The sequence below is a fragment of the Kitasatospora sp. NPDC032150 genome, assembly GCF_055579945.1.
The window spans coordinates 75,284-90,366 of record NZ_JBVIMH010000014.1; the positions used below are offsets into that span (position 1 = coordinate 75,284).

Annotated in this window: 15 protein-coding genes and 3 pseudogenes; 10 read left to right on the forward strand and 8 right to left on the reverse strand. The window is 68.4% G+C overall.

Features of this window, described 5'->3' with window-relative positions:
* Nucleotides 1–91 precede the first annotated feature (91 nt).
* The 3 genes from ACZ5ON_RS18290 (at nucleotide 92) to ACZ5ON_RS18300 (ending at nucleotide 1,919) form a co-directional block, all read left to right on the forward strand.
* Entirely contained in the window at nucleotides 92–259 is a 168-nt protein-coding gene (locus tag ACZ5ON_RS18290; protein ID WP_465593102.1) for a hypothetical protein, read from the forward strand.
* Between the two features lie 325 nt (nucleotides 260–584).
* The gene (locus ACZ5ON_RS18295) at nucleotides 585–1,313 is read left to right on the forward strand and encodes a tRNA-dependent cyclodipeptide synthase (protein WP_465593105.1); all 729 of its coding nucleotides are present in this window, start codon (nucleotides 585–587) and stop codon (nucleotides 1,311–1,313) included.
* 369 nt (nucleotides 1,314–1,682) lie between these two features.
* The gene (locus ACZ5ON_RS18300) at nucleotides 1,683–1,919 is read left to right on the forward strand and encodes a hypothetical protein (RefSeq protein WP_465593108.1); all 237 of its coding nucleotides are present in this window, start codon (nucleotides 1,683–1,685) and stop codon (nucleotides 1,917–1,919) included.
* A gap of 89 nt (nucleotides 1,920–2,008) precedes the next feature.
* Here the strand turns inward: ACZ5ON_RS18300 and ACZ5ON_RS18305 are convergent, their stop codons facing one another.
* Nucleotides 2,009–2,464 carry a DUF6221 family protein gene (locus ACZ5ON_RS18305; protein ID WP_465593111.1) on the reverse strand — a complete coding sequence of 152 codons (456 nt, stop codon included), beginning with the start codon at nucleotides 2,462–2,464 and terminating at the stop codon, nucleotides 2,009–2,011.
* Between the two features lie 406 nt (nucleotides 2,465–2,870).
* On the opposite strand from ACZ5ON_RS18305, the gene ACZ5ON_RS18310 reads away from it, so the two are divergent.
* The 3 genes and pseudogenes from ACZ5ON_RS18310 (at nucleotide 2,871) to ACZ5ON_RS18320 (ending at nucleotide 5,210) form a co-directional block, all read left to right on the forward strand.
* Nucleotides 2,871–3,233, forward strand: a complete 363-nt coding sequence (locus tag ACZ5ON_RS18310; protein WP_465593114.1) for a hypothetical protein — start codon at nucleotides 2,871–2,873, stop codon at nucleotides 3,231–3,233.
* 250 nt (nucleotides 3,234–3,483) lie between these two features.
* Entirely contained in the window at nucleotides 3,484–3,630 is a 147-nt protein-coding gene (locus tag ACZ5ON_RS18315) for a hypothetical protein (RefSeq protein WP_465593117.1), read from the forward strand.
* A gap of 155 nt (nucleotides 3,631–3,785) precedes the next feature.
* Nucleotides 3,786–5,210: pseudogene (locus ACZ5ON_RS18320) on the forward strand (glycoside hydrolase family 15 protein).
* A gap of 18 nt (nucleotides 5,211–5,228) precedes the next feature.
* On the opposite strand, the pseudogene ACZ5ON_RS18325 reads toward ACZ5ON_RS18320, so the two are convergent.
* Nucleotides 5,229–6,455, reverse strand: a pseudogene (locus ACZ5ON_RS18325) (IS256 family transposase).
* 178 nt (nucleotides 6,456–6,633) lie between these two features.
* Here ACZ5ON_RS18325 and ACZ5ON_RS18330 point away from each other — a divergent pair.
* Nucleotides 6,634–7,089 (forward strand): VOC family protein, encoded by a 456-nt coding sequence (locus ACZ5ON_RS18330; protein WP_465593120.1) that lies wholly within the window; start codon nucleotides 6,634–6,636, stop codon nucleotides 7,087–7,089.
* 21 nt (nucleotides 7,090–7,110) lie between these two features.
* On the opposite strand, the gene ACZ5ON_RS18335 is transcribed toward ACZ5ON_RS18330, so the two are convergent.
* Nucleotides 7,111–7,764, reverse strand: a complete 654-nt coding sequence (locus ACZ5ON_RS18335) for an IS5 family transposase (RefSeq protein WP_465593123.1) — start codon at nucleotides 7,762–7,764, stop codon at nucleotides 7,111–7,113.
* 127 nt (nucleotides 7,765–7,891) lie between these two features.
* Between ACZ5ON_RS18335 and ACZ5ON_RS18340 the strand changes: the two genes are divergently transcribed.
* The 3 genes from ACZ5ON_RS18340 (at nucleotide 7,892) to ACZ5ON_RS18350 (ending at nucleotide 10,348) form a co-directional block, all read left to right on the forward strand.
* Complete coding sequence (locus ACZ5ON_RS18340) at nucleotides 7,892–8,185, forward strand: glycoside hydrolase family 15 protein (RefSeq protein WP_465593126.1); 294 nt, start codon at nucleotides 7,892–7,894, stop codon at nucleotides 8,183–8,185.
* Between the two features lie 192 nt (nucleotides 8,186–8,377).
* Nucleotides 8,378–8,770, forward strand: a complete 393-nt coding sequence (locus tag ACZ5ON_RS18345) for a nuclear transport factor 2 family protein (protein ID WP_465593129.1) — start codon at nucleotides 8,378–8,380, stop codon at nucleotides 8,768–8,770.
* A 105-nt stretch (nucleotides 8,771–8,875) separates the two neighbouring features.
* Entirely contained in the window at nucleotides 8,876–10,348 is a 1,473-nt protein-coding gene (locus tag ACZ5ON_RS18350) for an FAD-dependent monooxygenase (RefSeq protein ID WP_465593132.1), read from the forward strand.
* A 521-nt stretch (nucleotides 10,349–10,869) separates the two neighbouring features.
* Here ACZ5ON_RS18350 and ACZ5ON_RS18355 read toward each other — a convergent pair.
* The 5 genes and pseudogenes from ACZ5ON_RS18355 to ACZ5ON_RS18375 all read right to left on the reverse strand — a co-directional run.
* Nucleotides 10,870–11,001: pseudogene (locus tag ACZ5ON_RS18355) on the reverse strand (AsnC family protein); the annotation flags it as partial.
* A gap of 286 nt (nucleotides 11,002–11,287) precedes the next feature.
* On the reverse strand, nucleotides 11,288–11,545 hold the full coding sequence (locus ACZ5ON_RS18360) for a hypothetical protein (protein ID WP_465593135.1): 258 nt from the start codon (nucleotides 11,543–11,545) through the stop codon (nucleotides 11,288–11,290).
* A 91-nt stretch (nucleotides 11,546–11,636) separates the two neighbouring features.
* Nucleotides 11,637–12,884, reverse strand: a complete 1,248-nt coding sequence (locus ACZ5ON_RS18365) for an ATP-grasp domain-containing protein (protein ID WP_465593138.1) — start codon at nucleotides 12,882–12,884, stop codon at nucleotides 11,637–11,639.
* Between the two features lie 11 nt (nucleotides 12,885–12,895).
* Nucleotides 12,896–14,071: a hypothetical protein gene (locus ACZ5ON_RS18370; protein ID WP_465593141.1), complete on the reverse strand. Its 1,176-nt coding sequence runs from the start codon at nucleotides 14,069–14,071 to the stop codon at nucleotides 12,896–12,898.
* 121 nt (nucleotides 14,072–14,192) lie between these two features.
* Nucleotides 14,193–15,032: an oxidoreductase gene (locus ACZ5ON_RS18375; RefSeq protein WP_465593144.1), complete on the reverse strand. Its 840-nt coding sequence runs from the start codon at nucleotides 15,030–15,032 to the stop codon at nucleotides 14,193–14,195.
* Nucleotides 15,033–15,083: the final 51 nt, after the last annotated feature.

Consider the following 15,083-nt stretch of genomic DNA (forward strand, 5'->3'; position numbering starts at 1 on the left):
TCATCCAGAAGCTCCGCCGCAAGCTCGACCGGCCGGGTCTCTTCAACCGCCTCAACCGAGACAGTCATGTCACTCATCAGGTGCTACTTCCATGATCGGGAGTTATACCGAAGACCGTACAGACCCGCTCGGCGCCCGCTGCCGCGACCTCACCCGGCTGCGCGCCACCTTCGCCGAGCTGCTCGTCAACCGCCTCGCCGACCGGGAACCGTCGAACTCGACGAGCAGTACTGCGTTCCGCGCCTGCTGGAACGCCTGACCGGTGGCTGCAGTGTGCTGGAGCTGGCGAACCACCCATCGGAGGTCGATGACGGCAACACCGTCCGGCGCGTCGATGCCGCCTTTGCCGAAAGCGGATCCAGACCGGGACGGCACCGGCGTCGCGGGCGAAGGCGAGCTTGGCGGGGGGAGGGGCTGGTGGGCTGTCGAACTCCCCACCGCAGAAGCCTGATTGAGATGGCATGACGGCCCATCGGCCAGTACCGGAGGGCTCCACATCGCATGCCTTCGGATCTTGGCGCCAGCTTCACATATGACATATTATTTTATGTCGGGCGAGATGCCCTGACAAGAAGGGGGAGTTTGTGACTGGCGACCAACCAATCCAGCGTCCAGCATCGATATCGGCACGCTACAGAGCGAATGTTTCGGGCGTCGAGCCACCCGGTCGGCGCAACGATTTCGAGCGGGAAGCATCCTGCTTCCTGGGTATCAGCCTGGAGAACACACAGTTCAGCACAGCCAAGGTCGCCGCGATGGCAAGGTGGGTGTCCAGGCGCTTCGAGCACTGCACGGTCCTGGTCGGCGACAGCATCCACCGGCTCACCCTGGCCGCGACCCGGGGGCTGGCTGAAGCGCCGGCCAAGGCCGAAGCCCTAAGGCTCGGGCGTGAGTTCGTCGACGCCAACCGTGAAGTGTTCGAAGTCTTCCGGGAGAGCACCAAGTTCGAGTTCATGACCTGCGGCGAGGTCCAGGCCTGGGAGACCTATTCCGGCTATCACGCCCGGCTGGTCGAGCTGTTCGAGACGGACCCCGGATTCGGCGAATCGATCCGCCGGTTCGGGCAGGCCTACAACCTGCGCCGCGACGAAGGATTGACGAATTCCGAGCGGGAATGCCGACTCGACCTTTCGTCAGCGTACTTCCTTGAGGAATTTGCCATATTCGCCTGCCTGCAGCGCAATGGCATCTCGGTCATGGTGTATCCGGGATCGTTCAACACGCTGGCCGAAATAGCCGCCGGCGACCATCCGAATGCGCCGGAGGAACTGCGGGACCTGACCGTGGTCTCCCTACGGTTGAAGAGACGATGAACGTGGCAACGACCGCCCACGAGAGATCCGAGCCGGTCGCATCTACCAGGACGGGTACGACAAGTGCCTGCTCGGTGACGTCTCACGAGCGGCTCACCGGCCTTGAGCGCATGAGGTCCGGGACCTGCTACTGAGCCCGGATCCACCGGCCAATGGCCGTTCCAGCGTCTGGAGACGAAAACGGAGATGCCGCTCTGAACTGGGAAGATGTGACTTGTCTAGGGTAGGTAGGGCCAGGTTCTCCTTCACGGAGACGGGGCGCCGTGCCCAGATCGTCGCCGCGGCGATCGACGTCATCGCGGAGGTCGGGTATATCAGCGGGCCTCGTTCGCGAAGATCGCGCAGCGCGCGGGGCTGAGCAGCGCGGGGATGATCTCCTACCACTTCGATGGCCGGGACGATCTGATGCGTGAGGTCGTCGCGGAGGCGATGCGGGTCGCGGACGGCTATCTGCGGCCCCGTATCGAGGCCCACGAGAGCTACGCGGCCCGCCTGCGCGCCTTTGGGACCGTGAATTGGGGCAGCCCTACAGGGGCGACCTTTACCGCCGGGTCCTCACCATCCCCGGCGACGACCTTGATCCACCGTTCGACCTCATGTACGTGATCGGCAGTGGTCTCCACGGCGATGAGGCTCGCATCGTATTCATCCTGTCCAAGCTGCCGCCATACTGAGCCAGCCAGCGTCTGCGTGGCTCAACAGCAGTCCTCAAGGCCCTCGGTCCAGCCGTAGCCCTCGGCGAGCAGCAGCACCGTCCGGCACGGCCAAGGGACCGCCGTCCTGGACCATTCCCGGTTTCCCTCGGCGTCGTCGGAGGCCCACTCTGGCCCCGCACACACCCAGCAACTGCCATGGTCGTTCGCGTGGTCGGCCAGAAGTTTCCGGTCCGCTGTGGCCCGGCGCAGCATCGCGGCCGGGTCGTGAAGGGCGATGTGCCGGGCCTGTTCCGGGTCGTGAAGGGCGATGTGCCGGGCCTGTTCCCCCGTGGGCACGCTCTCGTCGTACACCACGGGCTCGCCAACGCCGTCGCAGACGGCCACGTTGCCAGCCGGGTGGTCATCAACCCGCCACACGTCGGCTCCGGCATCCCGAGCGATCTGCTCGACCTGGGCCAGCTCCGCCTCCAGCCACGCCACCACGCCGCTGCTCACCGCCGCCTCCGCCATCCTCACCCACACCCCGAACCGGATGCACACCAGAACACGCCCACCGCCCCGGATGACCATCAGGCCACGGGCAACAACGAGGACAGCACAAGTACCCGGTATGCCGCGTTCCACATGACGGGCGCTGGGGAGGTGCCGACGCCACTCCGCGATGTGCGGCACCTCCCCCAATCTCACGCTCGCAAGGTGGGAGCTCCCACGTGACAGGCCGCCAGGCGGCACCAGCGCTGGCCAGCTGGCGATAGCACTTGTCTCGGCAGCGCCACTGCAACGGCGCGACCGGCTGGGTGAGATTCACCCTAACGAGGGATTATTACGCTGAGTGTACTCGTGGATACTTTTAGTATCCGGAGGGCTTCTCGGGCCCTCCCAGGTTGTGAGGAGTGCCGTCGTGACCACCTCCAATGCATCCGCTACCTCCAAGGTGCCGCAGATCAAAGAGACCTCGCACATCGCCCCCCGGGAAGAGGGACTCGCGATCGGCGGCAACGTCGGCGCGGTATGGCGGGCCTGGTGGACGTGGACCCCGGGCAACGGGACGTTCAACCTTCAGCTCCCCTGGAATGTCATCGGGGTGAACTCGACCGTCGTCATCACGGCTTCCGAGATCGATGCCAACGGGAACCGGTTCGTCGGTGCCGCGCCCTTCCAGGTGTCGAGCATCGCCCCCGGCAACGGAGTCGTGACATTCAAGATCAACATCGGCTGGGGCAGCCCGCTTCCGATGCGCACGGACGTACTCGTTTTCAACTGAACCGGTGCAGGCAGACCAGGAATTTGCGGCCCGAGGCCTACGCAAAGCCGTCGTACCAGCCGCCGCCTGCTGCCGAGCTGATGCCGCGCCCCACGATCGGGGCGCGGCACGTACGTTCACGCGGCGAACCGGTTGCTGTCGGGTGGCTCTTCCGGCTCCAGACCCCGTCTTTTGCAGGCGCGCGCGCCACTCAACCGGTCACCCCCTTGCACCGTGACGCCATTTCGTACAGCGCCTCGGTGGACTCCGGGTGCTGGATCTCGTCGACGAGGTGGTCCTGCTCCGGGTCGCCGCCATGGTGCAGGCTGGCGACGGCGGCGCGTCAGGACTCGGTGTACTCCTGCTCGGTCATGGCTTCCTCCTGGTTGTGGCGCTTGCCGGTTGGTGCGGTTGGTAGTTGTCGATGCCGGGCCCGTCGTCGATCGGCATCCACCGGCCGCGGCGGTAGAGGTGCCGGCGGGGATGGTGCGGAGCCAGCCACGGATGTCGATGCCGAGTGGCTCGACGACGCCGCGGTCCGAAGGACCAGATGCCGGAGATGCCGAGGCTCCGATGGTGCCGGGTGACTGCCCAACGCCCGTTTCGCCCACGGTGTTCGGGGCCTTGCTGGACGACAGCGCGGGCGGCACCTTCGCGATCAACCCTGCGGCGGATGACGCGCGGCTCAAACAGCTGTGCCTGCCGGCGACCAACGTCCTGCTCACCCGGTTCCTGACCGACGACGGCATCGGCGAAGTGACCGACTTCATGCCGATCGGCGAAATCCGCCACACGCAGGCCGTCGTCCGCAGAGTGAAGGGCATCCAGGGCAGCTTCCGCTTCAAGCTCCGCTGCGCACCCCGCTTCAACTACGCGCGCACATCCCACCGGGCCGAGGAGCGGCCCGGGGAGGTGTTCTTCCTGCCCAAGGACACGAACGGCACAGGACCCCTGCGCCTGCAGCACCCGACCGACATCGAGGTGCGGACCGAGAACGGCGACGCGGTTGCAGAGTTCACCCTCGGGCCGGACCAGCGGGCCGACTTCGTACTGGAGTCTGCGTCCCCCGACACGCAGTCGCCCAGCTCCACGCATCGCTGGGTCGACACCGCCTTCCATTACACGCTCAAGTACTGGCGGGACTGGGTGGTCCACTGCACCTACCACGGCAATTGGAGGCAGGAGGTCATCCGCTCCGCACTCGCGCTGAAGCTGCTCACCTCGATCGACCACGGATCGATCGCCGCCGCGGCCACCTTCGGGCTGCCCGAGCTCGTCGGTGGCGCACGCAACTGGGACTACCGCTACACGTGGATCCGCGACGCCTCGCTGACGACCGCCACCCTGCTTCGCCTCGGCTTCACCGAGGAGCCCAGACAGTTCATCGAGTGGGTGCTGGACTGCTACAACAACGCGGACAAGCGCGGTACACCGCAAGAGCACGGTCCCCTGCAGATCGTGTACCGCCTGGACGGCCAGCCCGACCTCCCCGAGGAGGTGCTCGGCAGCCTCGCCGGGTACAAGGACTCGGCCCCCGTGAGCATCGGCAACAAGGCATACACTCAGCTCCAACTCGACATCTACGGCGAGCTTCTGGATCTGATCGCTCTGTACGACGTCGTCGAGCCCGTCACACGCGAACTCTGGCAGCACCTTCGAAACTCGGCCAACTGGGTGGCCGCCAACTGGCAACGCTCGGACAGCGGCATCTGGGAGGTCCGCGGCGGCCCCCAGGAGTTCCGGTACTCCCGTCTGCTGTGCTGAGTCGCCCTCGACCGCGCCTGCAAGATCGCCGTGCGACGCTCGCTCCCCGCGCCGCTCGAACACTGGAGCCTCACCCGCGACGAGATCTACAACGACATCCACGACGACTTCTGGAACCACAAGCGAAACGCGTTCATCCAACACCGAGGCAGCGACACCCTTGACGCCTCCAGCCTGCTGATGCCGCAGGTGGGATTCATCTCCCGGGAACGGGTGTGTCAACTTAACGGCTGATCTTGGTTGTTGAGTTGGTCAGTGGTTTGCTGGGGTAAGACGGCCCTCGAAGGCGATCTGGAAGGCGTTGAGCGGTGCCTTCCAACGCATGGTCCACCTCTTGCGGCCCGTCCCGGTGGGGTCCAGGCTCATCAGGGCCATGTACACGCACTTGAGGGCGGCGGTCTCGTTCGGGAAGTGCCCGCGGGCGCGGACGGCCTTGCGTATGCGCGCGTTGACCGATTCGATGGCGTTGGTGGAGCAGACGACCTTGCGGATCTCCACATCGAACGAGAGGAACGGGACGAACTCGCCCAGGCGTCCGACCACAGCTTCACGATCGCCGGGTACTTCTTTCCCCAGGATTCGGAGAACTCCATGAGCCGCTCCGTCGCGGCGTCCTCGGTCGGCGCGGTGTAGACGGGCTTGAGCGCCTTCGCGATCTTGTCCCAGTCCTGGCGGGCCGCGTACCTGAACGAGTTCCGGAGGAGGTGGATCACACAGGTCTGGACAATCGTTCGAGGCCAGACGGCCTCCACCGCGTCCGGCAGGCCCTTGAGCCCGTCGCAGACCAGCATGAGCACGTCCTCCAGGCCGCGGTTCTTCAGCTCGGTGAACACGTGCAGCCAGTACTTCGCGCCCTCACCGCCGTCGCCGGCCCAGATCCCGAGGATGTCGCGATGCCCCTCGACGGTCACCGCCATGACGACGTAGATCGGCCGGTTCGCCACCTGCCCGTCGCGCACCTTGACGTTGATAGCGTCCACGAACAGGACCGGATACACGCGGTCGAGCGGCCGGTCCTGCCATTCGGCCATGCCCTCCATCACCTTGTCGGTGATGTTCGAGATCGTCTGCTTGGACACCTCCGTCCCGTACACCTCGGCCAGGTGCGCGGCGATCTCGCCGTGCGTGAGCCCTTCGCGGACAGCGACAGCACCAGCTCGTCCACGCCGGTCAGGCGACGCTGCCTCTTCTTGACGATCTGCGGCTCGAAGGTGCCGGCCACGTCCCGTGGGACGCGTACCTCAACCGGGCCGACATCGGTCAGCACGGTCTTGGACCGGCTGCCGTTGCGGCTGTTACCGCTGTTCCGCCCAGCCGCCTCGTGCTTCTCGTAGCCGAGGTGGTCTGTGATCTCGCCCTCAGGGCGGACTCCAGTACCCGCTTGGTCAGCTGCTGCAACAGCCCACCCTCACCGGTCAGCTGGAGCCCTTCGCGGCGAGCCCGGTCCACCAGCATGGAAATCAGCTGGTCATCCGTCATCGCCCTGTCCGCTGCGGTCGGCAGATCTTCGACGGTGCCCTGCTCGGCGATGGTCTCGCTCATCTGGCGTCTCTCCCTTGATCAGCAGATCCGCCGTTAGTTGTACAGTCCCGATTAAAAAGAACTAGGGCCTGTTGTGAAAGTGGATCGTGTCAGACCTGCCTGGGATGTTCCGAGCATGGAGATGACAGTGCAGCTGACGATCGACTGCTCCGATCCGCAGAGAATGGTGACGTTCTGGACCGAGGCCCTGGGCTACGTGCCTGAGCCTCCGCCGGGCGGGCACGCCACGTGGCGTGCTTACTGGGCGGCGGTGGGGGTGCCCGAGGCAGAGTTGCCAGCCGGTGCCGGGGATGTTCCGGAGTCGATCATCGATCCCGCGGGACGTGGGCCGAGGGTGTGGTTCCAGCAGGTTCCGGAGCCGAAGGCCGCCAAGAACCGGTGGCACTTCGACCTGAAGGTCGGTGGGGGCCGTGACGTCCCACTGGACGTCCGCACACAGCGGGTCAAGGCTACGGTGGAGAGGCTGGTCGAAGCTGGTGCCACCGTGCTGCGGCTTAAGGATGAGCCGGACATGGGGCTCTATGCCGCCGCCATGCAGGACCCCGAGGGCAACGAATTCGACGTCATCTGAGGGTCGTTGCGACGGTGCTGGTCACAGCCATTCGTTGATGGCGGTGACCAGCACGGTCGCGTGGTAGCGGACAGCAAGTTTGTCGTACCTGGTGGCGACAGCACGGTGACGCTTGAGCCGGTTGATCCCGCACTCGACCGCATGCCGCTGCTTGTAGTCCTCCCTGTCGAACTCGGGAGGGCGTCCGCCTCGGCAGCCGAGTTTCTGGCGGTTGCGGACCTGATCCACCTTCTCCGGGATGGTGCACTTCACGCCGCGTCGGCGCAGGTAGGGGCGGTTCGCGCGGGAGTCGTACGCCCGGTCGGCCCGGACCCTGTCGGGCTTCGTACGGGGCGGCCAGGTCATAGCGGCGTGCTGGTGGGCGCGGGCGATGGTGGAGTCGACACTCACGTCCCACGTGATCAGGCCCTTTGCATCGGCCTCGGCCTGCAGTTGCGCGAAGATCCGTTTCCAGGTGCCGTCGCGCTGCCAGCGCCGGAACAAGTCGTAGGCCCGGTCCCACGGCCCGTACCGCTCCGGCAGGTCACGCCAGGGCGCCCCGGTCCGGGTCCGCCATCGTATGCCGTCGATCAGCTGCCGACGAGTCCAGGTCCGCGGACGGCCCGGCTTCCTGCCCACCGGCAGCAACGGCTCCAGTCGCTCCCACTGGCCGTTCGTCAGGTCACCACGTCCCACGGACCGTGATCATCTACGACCTTGATCCACTTTCGCAACAGACCCTAGTAGAGGACTCACTCGTCTACCGGTACCGCACCGATGGGGGGCCCAGGACGTGCTGGCCGGCACCGAGGGGACGTTTTGCATGTGCTCCTACTGGTACATCGACTGCCTCGCGCGCAGCGGCGACCCGGAGAACCTGGAGCAGGCGCGGCTGTTCTTCGACAAGATGCACAGCTACTCCAACCATCTCGGCCTGTACGCCGAGGAGTTGAACAAGGTCGGCCAATATCTCGGCAACTTCCCCCAGGCCTTCACGCACGTCGGGCTTGTCAACACCGCTTCTCGCTCGACCGTGCACAGTCCCGGCCCCGGGAGTGAGAGTGGTGTTTCAGCTCGTTCGACGGCTTCCCTCAGCCCCTCGGTCAGCTGGGTGTAGAGGCGGGCGTGAGTGCTCCGCCGCAGGAGCAGGCCCAGTGCATCGGCGATGTCGTATCCGGTCGAGTTCTGCACCCCTCCAGATTAGCGTGCACAGTGCACGCTTTTCCTGTACGGTAATAAGCGTGCACAGGGCACGCATCTTGGACTGACGCATGGCGGGTCACTCCCGCACCCGACCGAAGGAATCCCCATGAACCACACCGACGCCCACGCCGCCCTCACCGACCTGCTCCTCACCCCGGGCCTCGACCTCGACGAGGCCGCCGACCGGCACTTCGCCCCCGACTACCGCCAGCGCACCGACGGAAGCTGGGCGAATCGCACCGAGTTCCTCGCCCACATCGCCCACCTGCGCACGGTCGTCGCCGGCGGCTCGGTCGAGGTGCACGACGAACTCTCGTCCGGCGACCGCTACGCCGACCGCCACACGATGGAGGTCATCAAGACCGACGGCTCCACCGTCCGCATGGAGGTCTACCTCTTCGCCGAGTTCGCCCCCGACGGCCGCTTCCGCCGCATCGAGGAGACCACCCTCATGCTCGAAGGCGCCGACGCCGACCGGAACCTCGGCAGCGCCCGCTGAGCCACATCGCCCACCTGACGCCATGAGGCGGCCGTCCCTGTCCCAGCGCATCGGCGTGCCGCCGTCATGGCGCATCATCCGAAAAGCAGAGAGGAAGTGATTGTCATGCTCGACGTGCTCATCGCCGGGGCCGGCCCCGTGGGGCTCTGGCTCGCCGCGGAGTTGCGCCTGCACGGGGTGGAGGTGACCGTCGTGGAACGCCGGGCGGCACCGGACGGACGCTCGCGCGCGGTCGGCATGCAGGCCGGCACGCTGGACACCTTCGCCACCCGCGGCCTCGCGCAGCGGTTCATCGAACGCGGCACCCCGGTGCCGACCGGCCACTTCGGCGCGGCGACCACCCGGCTGGACTTCTCCACCATCGGGGCGGCGCACCCCTTCATGCTGGCGCTCGGTCAGTCCGTCACCGAACAGCTCCTGGAGGAGCACGCGGTCGCCGTGGGCGCCCGCGTGCTGCGCGGACAGGAGGTCGTCTCGCTCACCCAGGGGCCGGACGCCGTCGAGGTGGTGATCCGGGCCGACGGCACCCACCGGACCGTGCGGGCCCGCTGGGTGGTGGGCTGCGACGGCACCCGCAGCGCGGTGCGCCAGGCGGCCGGCATCGACTTCCCCGGTCAGGACACCACCCTGACCGGGTGGCTCGCCGACGTCGAACTCGACGATCCGCCCGCCGCGCCGCTCGCCGCCACCGGGCCGGCCGGTTCGTTCCTGGCGGCCCCGATCGGCGACGGCGTCCACCGACTGGCGGGCCTGTCCACGGCCACCATGCACCACGGCACCGGCGAACCACTGACCCTGGAGGAGGTGCGCGAGCAGACCCGCACGCTACTGGGACGGGACCTGGGCATCCGCAACCCCCGGTGGCTCTCGCGCTACGGCAACGCCACCCGCCAGGCCGCGCGGTACCGGGCCGGACGGGTACTGGTGGCCGGGGACGCGGCGCACATGTTCTTCCCGGCCGGCGGGCAGGGCATGAACCTCGGCATCCAGGACGCCACCAACCTGGGCTGGAAGCTGGCCGCCACCCTCCAGGGCCGGGCGCCCGACGGACTGCTCGACAGCTACGACAGGGAGCGCCGGCCGGCCGCCCGCGCCGTCATCGACAACACCCGCGCGCAGCTCGCCCTGTTCGCGGCGGCGAGCCCGGAGCAGATCGCGCTGCGCGAGGTCTGGTCCGCCGCGCTCACCGAACCGCAGACCAACCGCCAGTGGGCCCGCCGGATTGCCGGCTTCGACGACCCGCTCCCCGCCGACACCGCACCCGGCGCGCATCCGCTGAACGGCACGCGACTGGCCGGCCTCGCCCTGGACACAGCCGGCGTACCCACCGCCCACCCGCTGATGCACCACGGCCGACCACTGCTGCTGGACCTCGCCGGGACGCGGACACCGTGCCCCGCGGATGGCCTGGAGCAGCGGACAGGAAACGTCAACACCGAGACAGCGCATCCGATCTGGCGGGACGTCACCGCCGTCCTCATCCGGCCGGACGCCCGGATCGCCTGGGCCAGCACCGACACCGACCCGCAGCGCCGGGCCGCGGACTGCCTCACCACCCTGCGCACCCTGTGCCGCTGAACGCCGCTCGATGAGCCCACCCGCCGGCCCCGCTCGGCGCCCCTCTCGCACGGATCAGGCCGGATCAGCGCGCGGCGCCCCCAGCCTCCAGGCGAGGGCGCCCACGCGTGCATCGCAAGGCGGGAACCCCCGGGCGCCGGGCCGGACAACCCATGGACCCCGCAACGCTCGGCAGGCGCCTTTCTGTCGCAGGCATCACCGGGCAGCGCGCCGAGCCCCAAAGACCAGGCGTGCAGCACGGAGTGCGCGGTCACCCCCTCCACACGGGGCGTGCGGGGGAGCTCGGCCAGCAGCAGCGCCTCGCTGTCGGCTTGGTTCTCGGCGCGGACCGCGCAGGTGATCTCGGTGCTGCCGGAGGTGACACTCACCCAGGACGTGTCGGGGCGTCTGGCCAGCGCTTCGGCCACCGGGACCGCCGCGGCGGGCGCGCAGCGCACCCGCAGAAACCACACCACCGCGCTCAGCGCGGTCGGGTCGACCCCGCCGAGCACCCGAACCGCCCCGGCTGACCGCAACCGGGCGTACCGGCGGGCGATGGTGCGATCCGACACGCCGAGAACCCCGGCGATGGCGCTGGACGGGGCCCGAACGTCGATCCGGAGCGCATGCACGAGCTGCCGATCCAGCTCGTCGTAGTCGGATTCCACCGACATCACCCTACTCAAAGTCAAATACCGACGCGTTACGGCTTCGCCCACCTGAAGGCCTGGCGCATCCTGGCCAAGCTCCGCACCGAGCTGACAGACAGCCGACGGACGATCAAGACCACAGACTCCCGCCCGCGACCAGCACGAGCACCACAGCCGGGCGTCACGCCAGCCCCTCTGACCAGCACGTTCGAAGATGGCGAAGCTTCAATGACTGCTCTTCTTTTCTTTCGCGACACCCGAGCTTCGCGATTCGGGACTTGCGGTCCGATCCGTTTCCTCTGAGCGGACGTCAAGTCCGTTTCTGGCAACGGCCTCGTTCGGGTTGAGTGAGGAAGCCTTGGCGAGTGAGGCGTCCGAGGCGGCTGTGGGTGATGTATACGGACGCCTCGTCGGTGGGCATGCCGAGGAGTTCGTGCGGCTCGCGGGCTCGGAACACCTGATTGGGGTGCTGGTTGAAGGCGTTCACGATGGCCGCCGCGCTGCCCTGCATGCGGCGGATGCCTGCGGCGGCTTGCTGCTGCCACCGGCCGAGCCGGTCGCCGGCCACGGTCCGGATGGCGTCGGTGGCCGCAAGCGGCGTGCCGCCCGGCCGGGCGGGCGTTCGAGCCGGTCGTCGAGGGGATGGCGATGCGGAGCTGTCAGCCGGCCGCCGGGGTGATCTCATACATCCCGGGGCCGTCCAGGTAGCGCACCGTGTTGAGGTCGCGTTGCAGGACGGCGTCCACCGGGTGGCTGAGCGTCAGGGTGGCCGGGTATTCGCGGTCGTAGGTCGTCGCGGTGATCGCGTCGCCGGGCCTCACCAGCAGGGTGAGGGAGTGGAAGCTCGCCAGCTGTTTGAGCCGGTCCAGCGCGCGGTAGCCCCGCAGCCGTCCCGAAGCCGGAGCGACCAGCGCAGCCCAGGCGAACGCATGCCGCCGCTGGTAGGGCCGGCCCGCCCGGGCGTGGAACCGCTCGGGCCGGACGTAGGCGTCGACGGTCCACTCCAGTTGGCCCTCGCCCAGAGCCTCGGCCGTGTAGTAGGGCAGTCCTGAAACGCGGGCGCCCACCTCGACCAGCCGCGGGCCGTCCGGGGTCAGCTTGATCTCCAGGTGCGCCGCGCCGTACCGGATGCCGAGGGCGTCCAGCACCCGGCGACCGTAGTCGAAGAGCTCGCCGACCGGCTGTTCGTCGGAGCACAGCAGCACCTGCGCGGTCACCAGGTCCCGCACCCCGTTGGTCTCGATCCGCTCGGTGCGCCAGGCGTCGGTCAGCTGGTGCACACCCGCGCAACTGACCGTGTTCACGATGTACTCGGCGCCCACCAGGTACTCCTGGGCGACGACCTCGGTGATCGGCTCGCCCAGCACCACGCGGCGGTCGCGCAGCCCGCGCAGCGCGGCGACCGAGTCCTGCGGCAGGTCGCAGAACGACACGCCGTCACCCCAGTAGCCGCGCAGGGGTTTGACGACCACGGTCCCGCCCAACTCCTCGTGCCAGGCCAGCAGTTCGGCTTCGTCACCGGTTCGCAGCTGCCGCATGCCGGGGACACCGTGAGCCTTGATCGTTTCGATCTGCACGTACTTGTCGCGCCGCGCGCTGCTCAGGGGCGTGCCGTTGGAGGCCAGCCCGAGCCGCTCCGAGAGGGCGTCGGCGAGCTCCACACCGGTCTCCCGGCCAGGCAGGACCGCGACCGGCCCCAGCTCTGAGAGCCGTGCAGCCAGGACGTCCAACTCGCCGTCGTGGAGCAGCACATGACCGAAGGACCGGTCGTCCACCGGATCGACTCCGACCGGAGGTGCGGGCGTGCTCCGGACCTGGATCACTTCGCCGCCCACCGCGCCGAACGCGCCGGTGAACCCGAAGGACGTGCCGAACGCGTCGACGACCGCGACACGGAATGCTGACATCGGTTGCCTGCCTACTGGTCGGCCGGAGCGGAGCCGGGGTGAGCGAGATCGGCGCGAAGAGCGAGGAGCCGGTACACCGCATTGGTGAGGACGTGCCGGACGCTGAATCCCGACGTGCCGGGGTCCCGGCCGTCCAGGATGTCGTGTTCGCCGCCCTGCTCGCGGATGTCGCGACGGGTCAGCCCGGTCCGCTCCGCGAACGCCTCGGGGAGCGCGTGCCGGGTGACGCCCAGGTGCGCCATCCGGAAGTCCACGAACTTGTCGATCACCCTGACCAACCGGTCGCGGCCCGCGCGGTCGAGCACCAGCCGTCCGTCCCGCAGCCGCTGGGACACGTTCGCCCCGCGGATGGAGTCGCCGCGCCACCGTGCGATGACGGGCCGGGACCACGAGGGGAAGTAGGACATCGACTGGTCCAGGAAGATGCCGTACCCCTTCGACGGCGGCAGCAGGGCCAGTTCGAGGAGGTGGACACTGGGCATGAACGCACCGCTCGCGCCGCGCGGTCCGCCGGGATGGCCCATGTGGTAAGGGCGGAACCGGTTGAACGCCTGCTGTGACAGCTTGCGGTACCTGGCCATGTACCGCGTGAACTCCGCAAGGGACTCGACGACGTCGTCCAGGACCGCGGCCGGTCGGGCGGCGGCCGCCGGCAGGACCAGCGAGCGCAGGCCGTAGGCGGCCGATTTGGCCCATGGTTCGGAGAGGTGGTGGCCGAGGTAGAAGTCCCGTTCGAGAGCGGCGTCCCGGCCTGCGGAGAACACCCGGATGTCCCCACTGCGCCGGTATTCCTCGCAGTTGACGTCGATCAGGAGTTCATAGCTCAGATGGGGATCCAGGGCGGGGAACCTGGTGCACTGGGCGGATATCAGCTCGGTCAGGGCGCGGGGTGCCGCCTTCGGCCCCGCGGGCGCGTAGCCGCTGAGCAGGAAGAGCAGATCGAGCTGGAGGAGGCGCGCGGTCCGCTCGTCGTCCTCGGAGTGGAGCCGTGGAGCGAGGTTCCGAAGCATCTGCTCGTGAATGTCCGCGAGTTGATCGTAAGTCAGGCGCTCGGAGGAGAGGTCGCCGAGGGCGGCGGGGAGGCTGCGCAGGACGTATTCGCGCAGCGGCGAGCCCGAGTGGCCAGGGGCGGGAGAGGTGTGCTGCCGGGGGTGTGCGACACCCTCGAAGAGCTGGCTGCTGTTCACGTCTGCTCCTTGCCGGCTGCCGCGACCGGCCGTGACGGCACTGGGGTTGGTGTTGCTCGGAGGCCCGGCTGACCGCCGGGGCCCGTACCGGCGGCGCCGAGGCCGCGCGGGCACCGGTGGCTCACTGCCCCGCCGGGAAGTCGGCGGCGCCGCTCGCCCCGGCCCATTTCCGCGTCTCCTCCGCGCGCGCCGCACCAGCGGCCAGGGCGGCGGTCACGGCCTGGGCGCCGAGCAGCAGCCGGCGTGGCGGGTCGTCGTGGCCGATGACATCGATGACCACTCGGGCGGCGCGGGCCGGGTCGCCGGGCTGCGTGCCGTTGTTCTCCCGCCGGTACCGGTTCATGGCGCCGACGGTCTCCTCGTAGTCGGGCCCCACCGGATGTAGCTCCATGGACGAGCCCTGCCAGTCCGTCCGGAAGGCTCCGGGCTCGATGATGACCACCTTCACCCCGAACGGTGCGACCTCGCCGGCCAGTACCTCGGAGAAGCCCTCGACGGCGAACTTCGCGCTCTGGTAGGCACCCATGCCCGGGGTGCCGCCGACCCGGCCGCCCAGGGACGAGAACTGCACGAACACTCCCGACCGCTGCTCGCGCAGCACCGGCAGCGCGGCCCGGGTGACGTTGACGACCCCGAAGAAGTTCGCCTCGAACTGCTCGCGGAAGTCCTTGTCCGTCATCTCCTCGATCGGGCCGCTGTTGGCGTACCCGGCGTTGTTCACCACCACGTCGAGCCGCCCGAACGCCGCGACCGCGCCCTCCACCGCGACACGGGCCGCAGCCGCGTCGGTCACGTCCAAGGCCGTGGTGCGGACCCTCGCCCCGTAGCGGGAGACCAGGTCCGCCAGTTGCTCCGGCCGCCGAGCCGTCGCCAGGACCTGGTCCCCGCTCTCCAGAACCGCTTCGGTCAGGCACCGCCCGAAGCCCCGGGACGCGCCGGTGATCAACCACGTGCGAGTCATGTCAAGCCCCTTGTGCTCTGTCGTGAGACCCATCGGTCATCACTGTCGTGT

What these genes read in the sequence shown, in the direction of transcription:
- ACZ5ON_RS18365 (WP_465593138.1), bottom strand. Translation starts at nt 12,884, where the DNA reads ATGTCAGCATTCCGTGTCGCGGTCGTCGACGCGTTCGGCACGTCCTTC.
- ACZ5ON_RS18340 (WP_465593126.1), top strand. Translation starts at nt 7,892, where the DNA reads ATGTGCTCCTACTGGTACATCGACTGCCTCGCGCGCAGCGGCGACCCG.
- ACZ5ON_RS18345 (WP_465593129.1), top strand. Translation starts at nt 8,378, where the DNA reads ATGAACCACACCGACGCCCACGCCGCCCTCACCGACCTGCTCCTCACC.
- ACZ5ON_RS18350 (WP_465593132.1), top strand. Translation starts at nt 8,876, where the DNA reads ATGCTCGACGTGCTCATCGCCGGGGCCGGCCCCGTGGGGCTCTGGCTC.
- ACZ5ON_RS18300 (WP_465593108.1), top strand. Translation starts at nt 1,683, where the DNA reads ATGATCTCCTACCACTTCGATGGCCGGGACGATCTGATGCGTGAGGTC.
- ACZ5ON_RS18290 (WP_465593102.1), top strand. Translation starts at nt 92, where the DNA reads ATGATCGGGAGTTATACCGAAGACCGTACAGACCCGCTCGGCGCCCGC.
- ACZ5ON_RS18330 (WP_465593120.1), top strand. Translation starts at nt 6,634, where the DNA reads ATGGAGATGACAGTGCAGCTGACGATCGACTGCTCCGATCCGCAGAGA.
- ACZ5ON_RS18375 (WP_465593144.1), bottom strand. Translation starts at nt 15,032, where the DNA reads ATGACTCGCACGTGGTTGATCACCGGCGCGTCCCGGGGCTTCGGGCGG.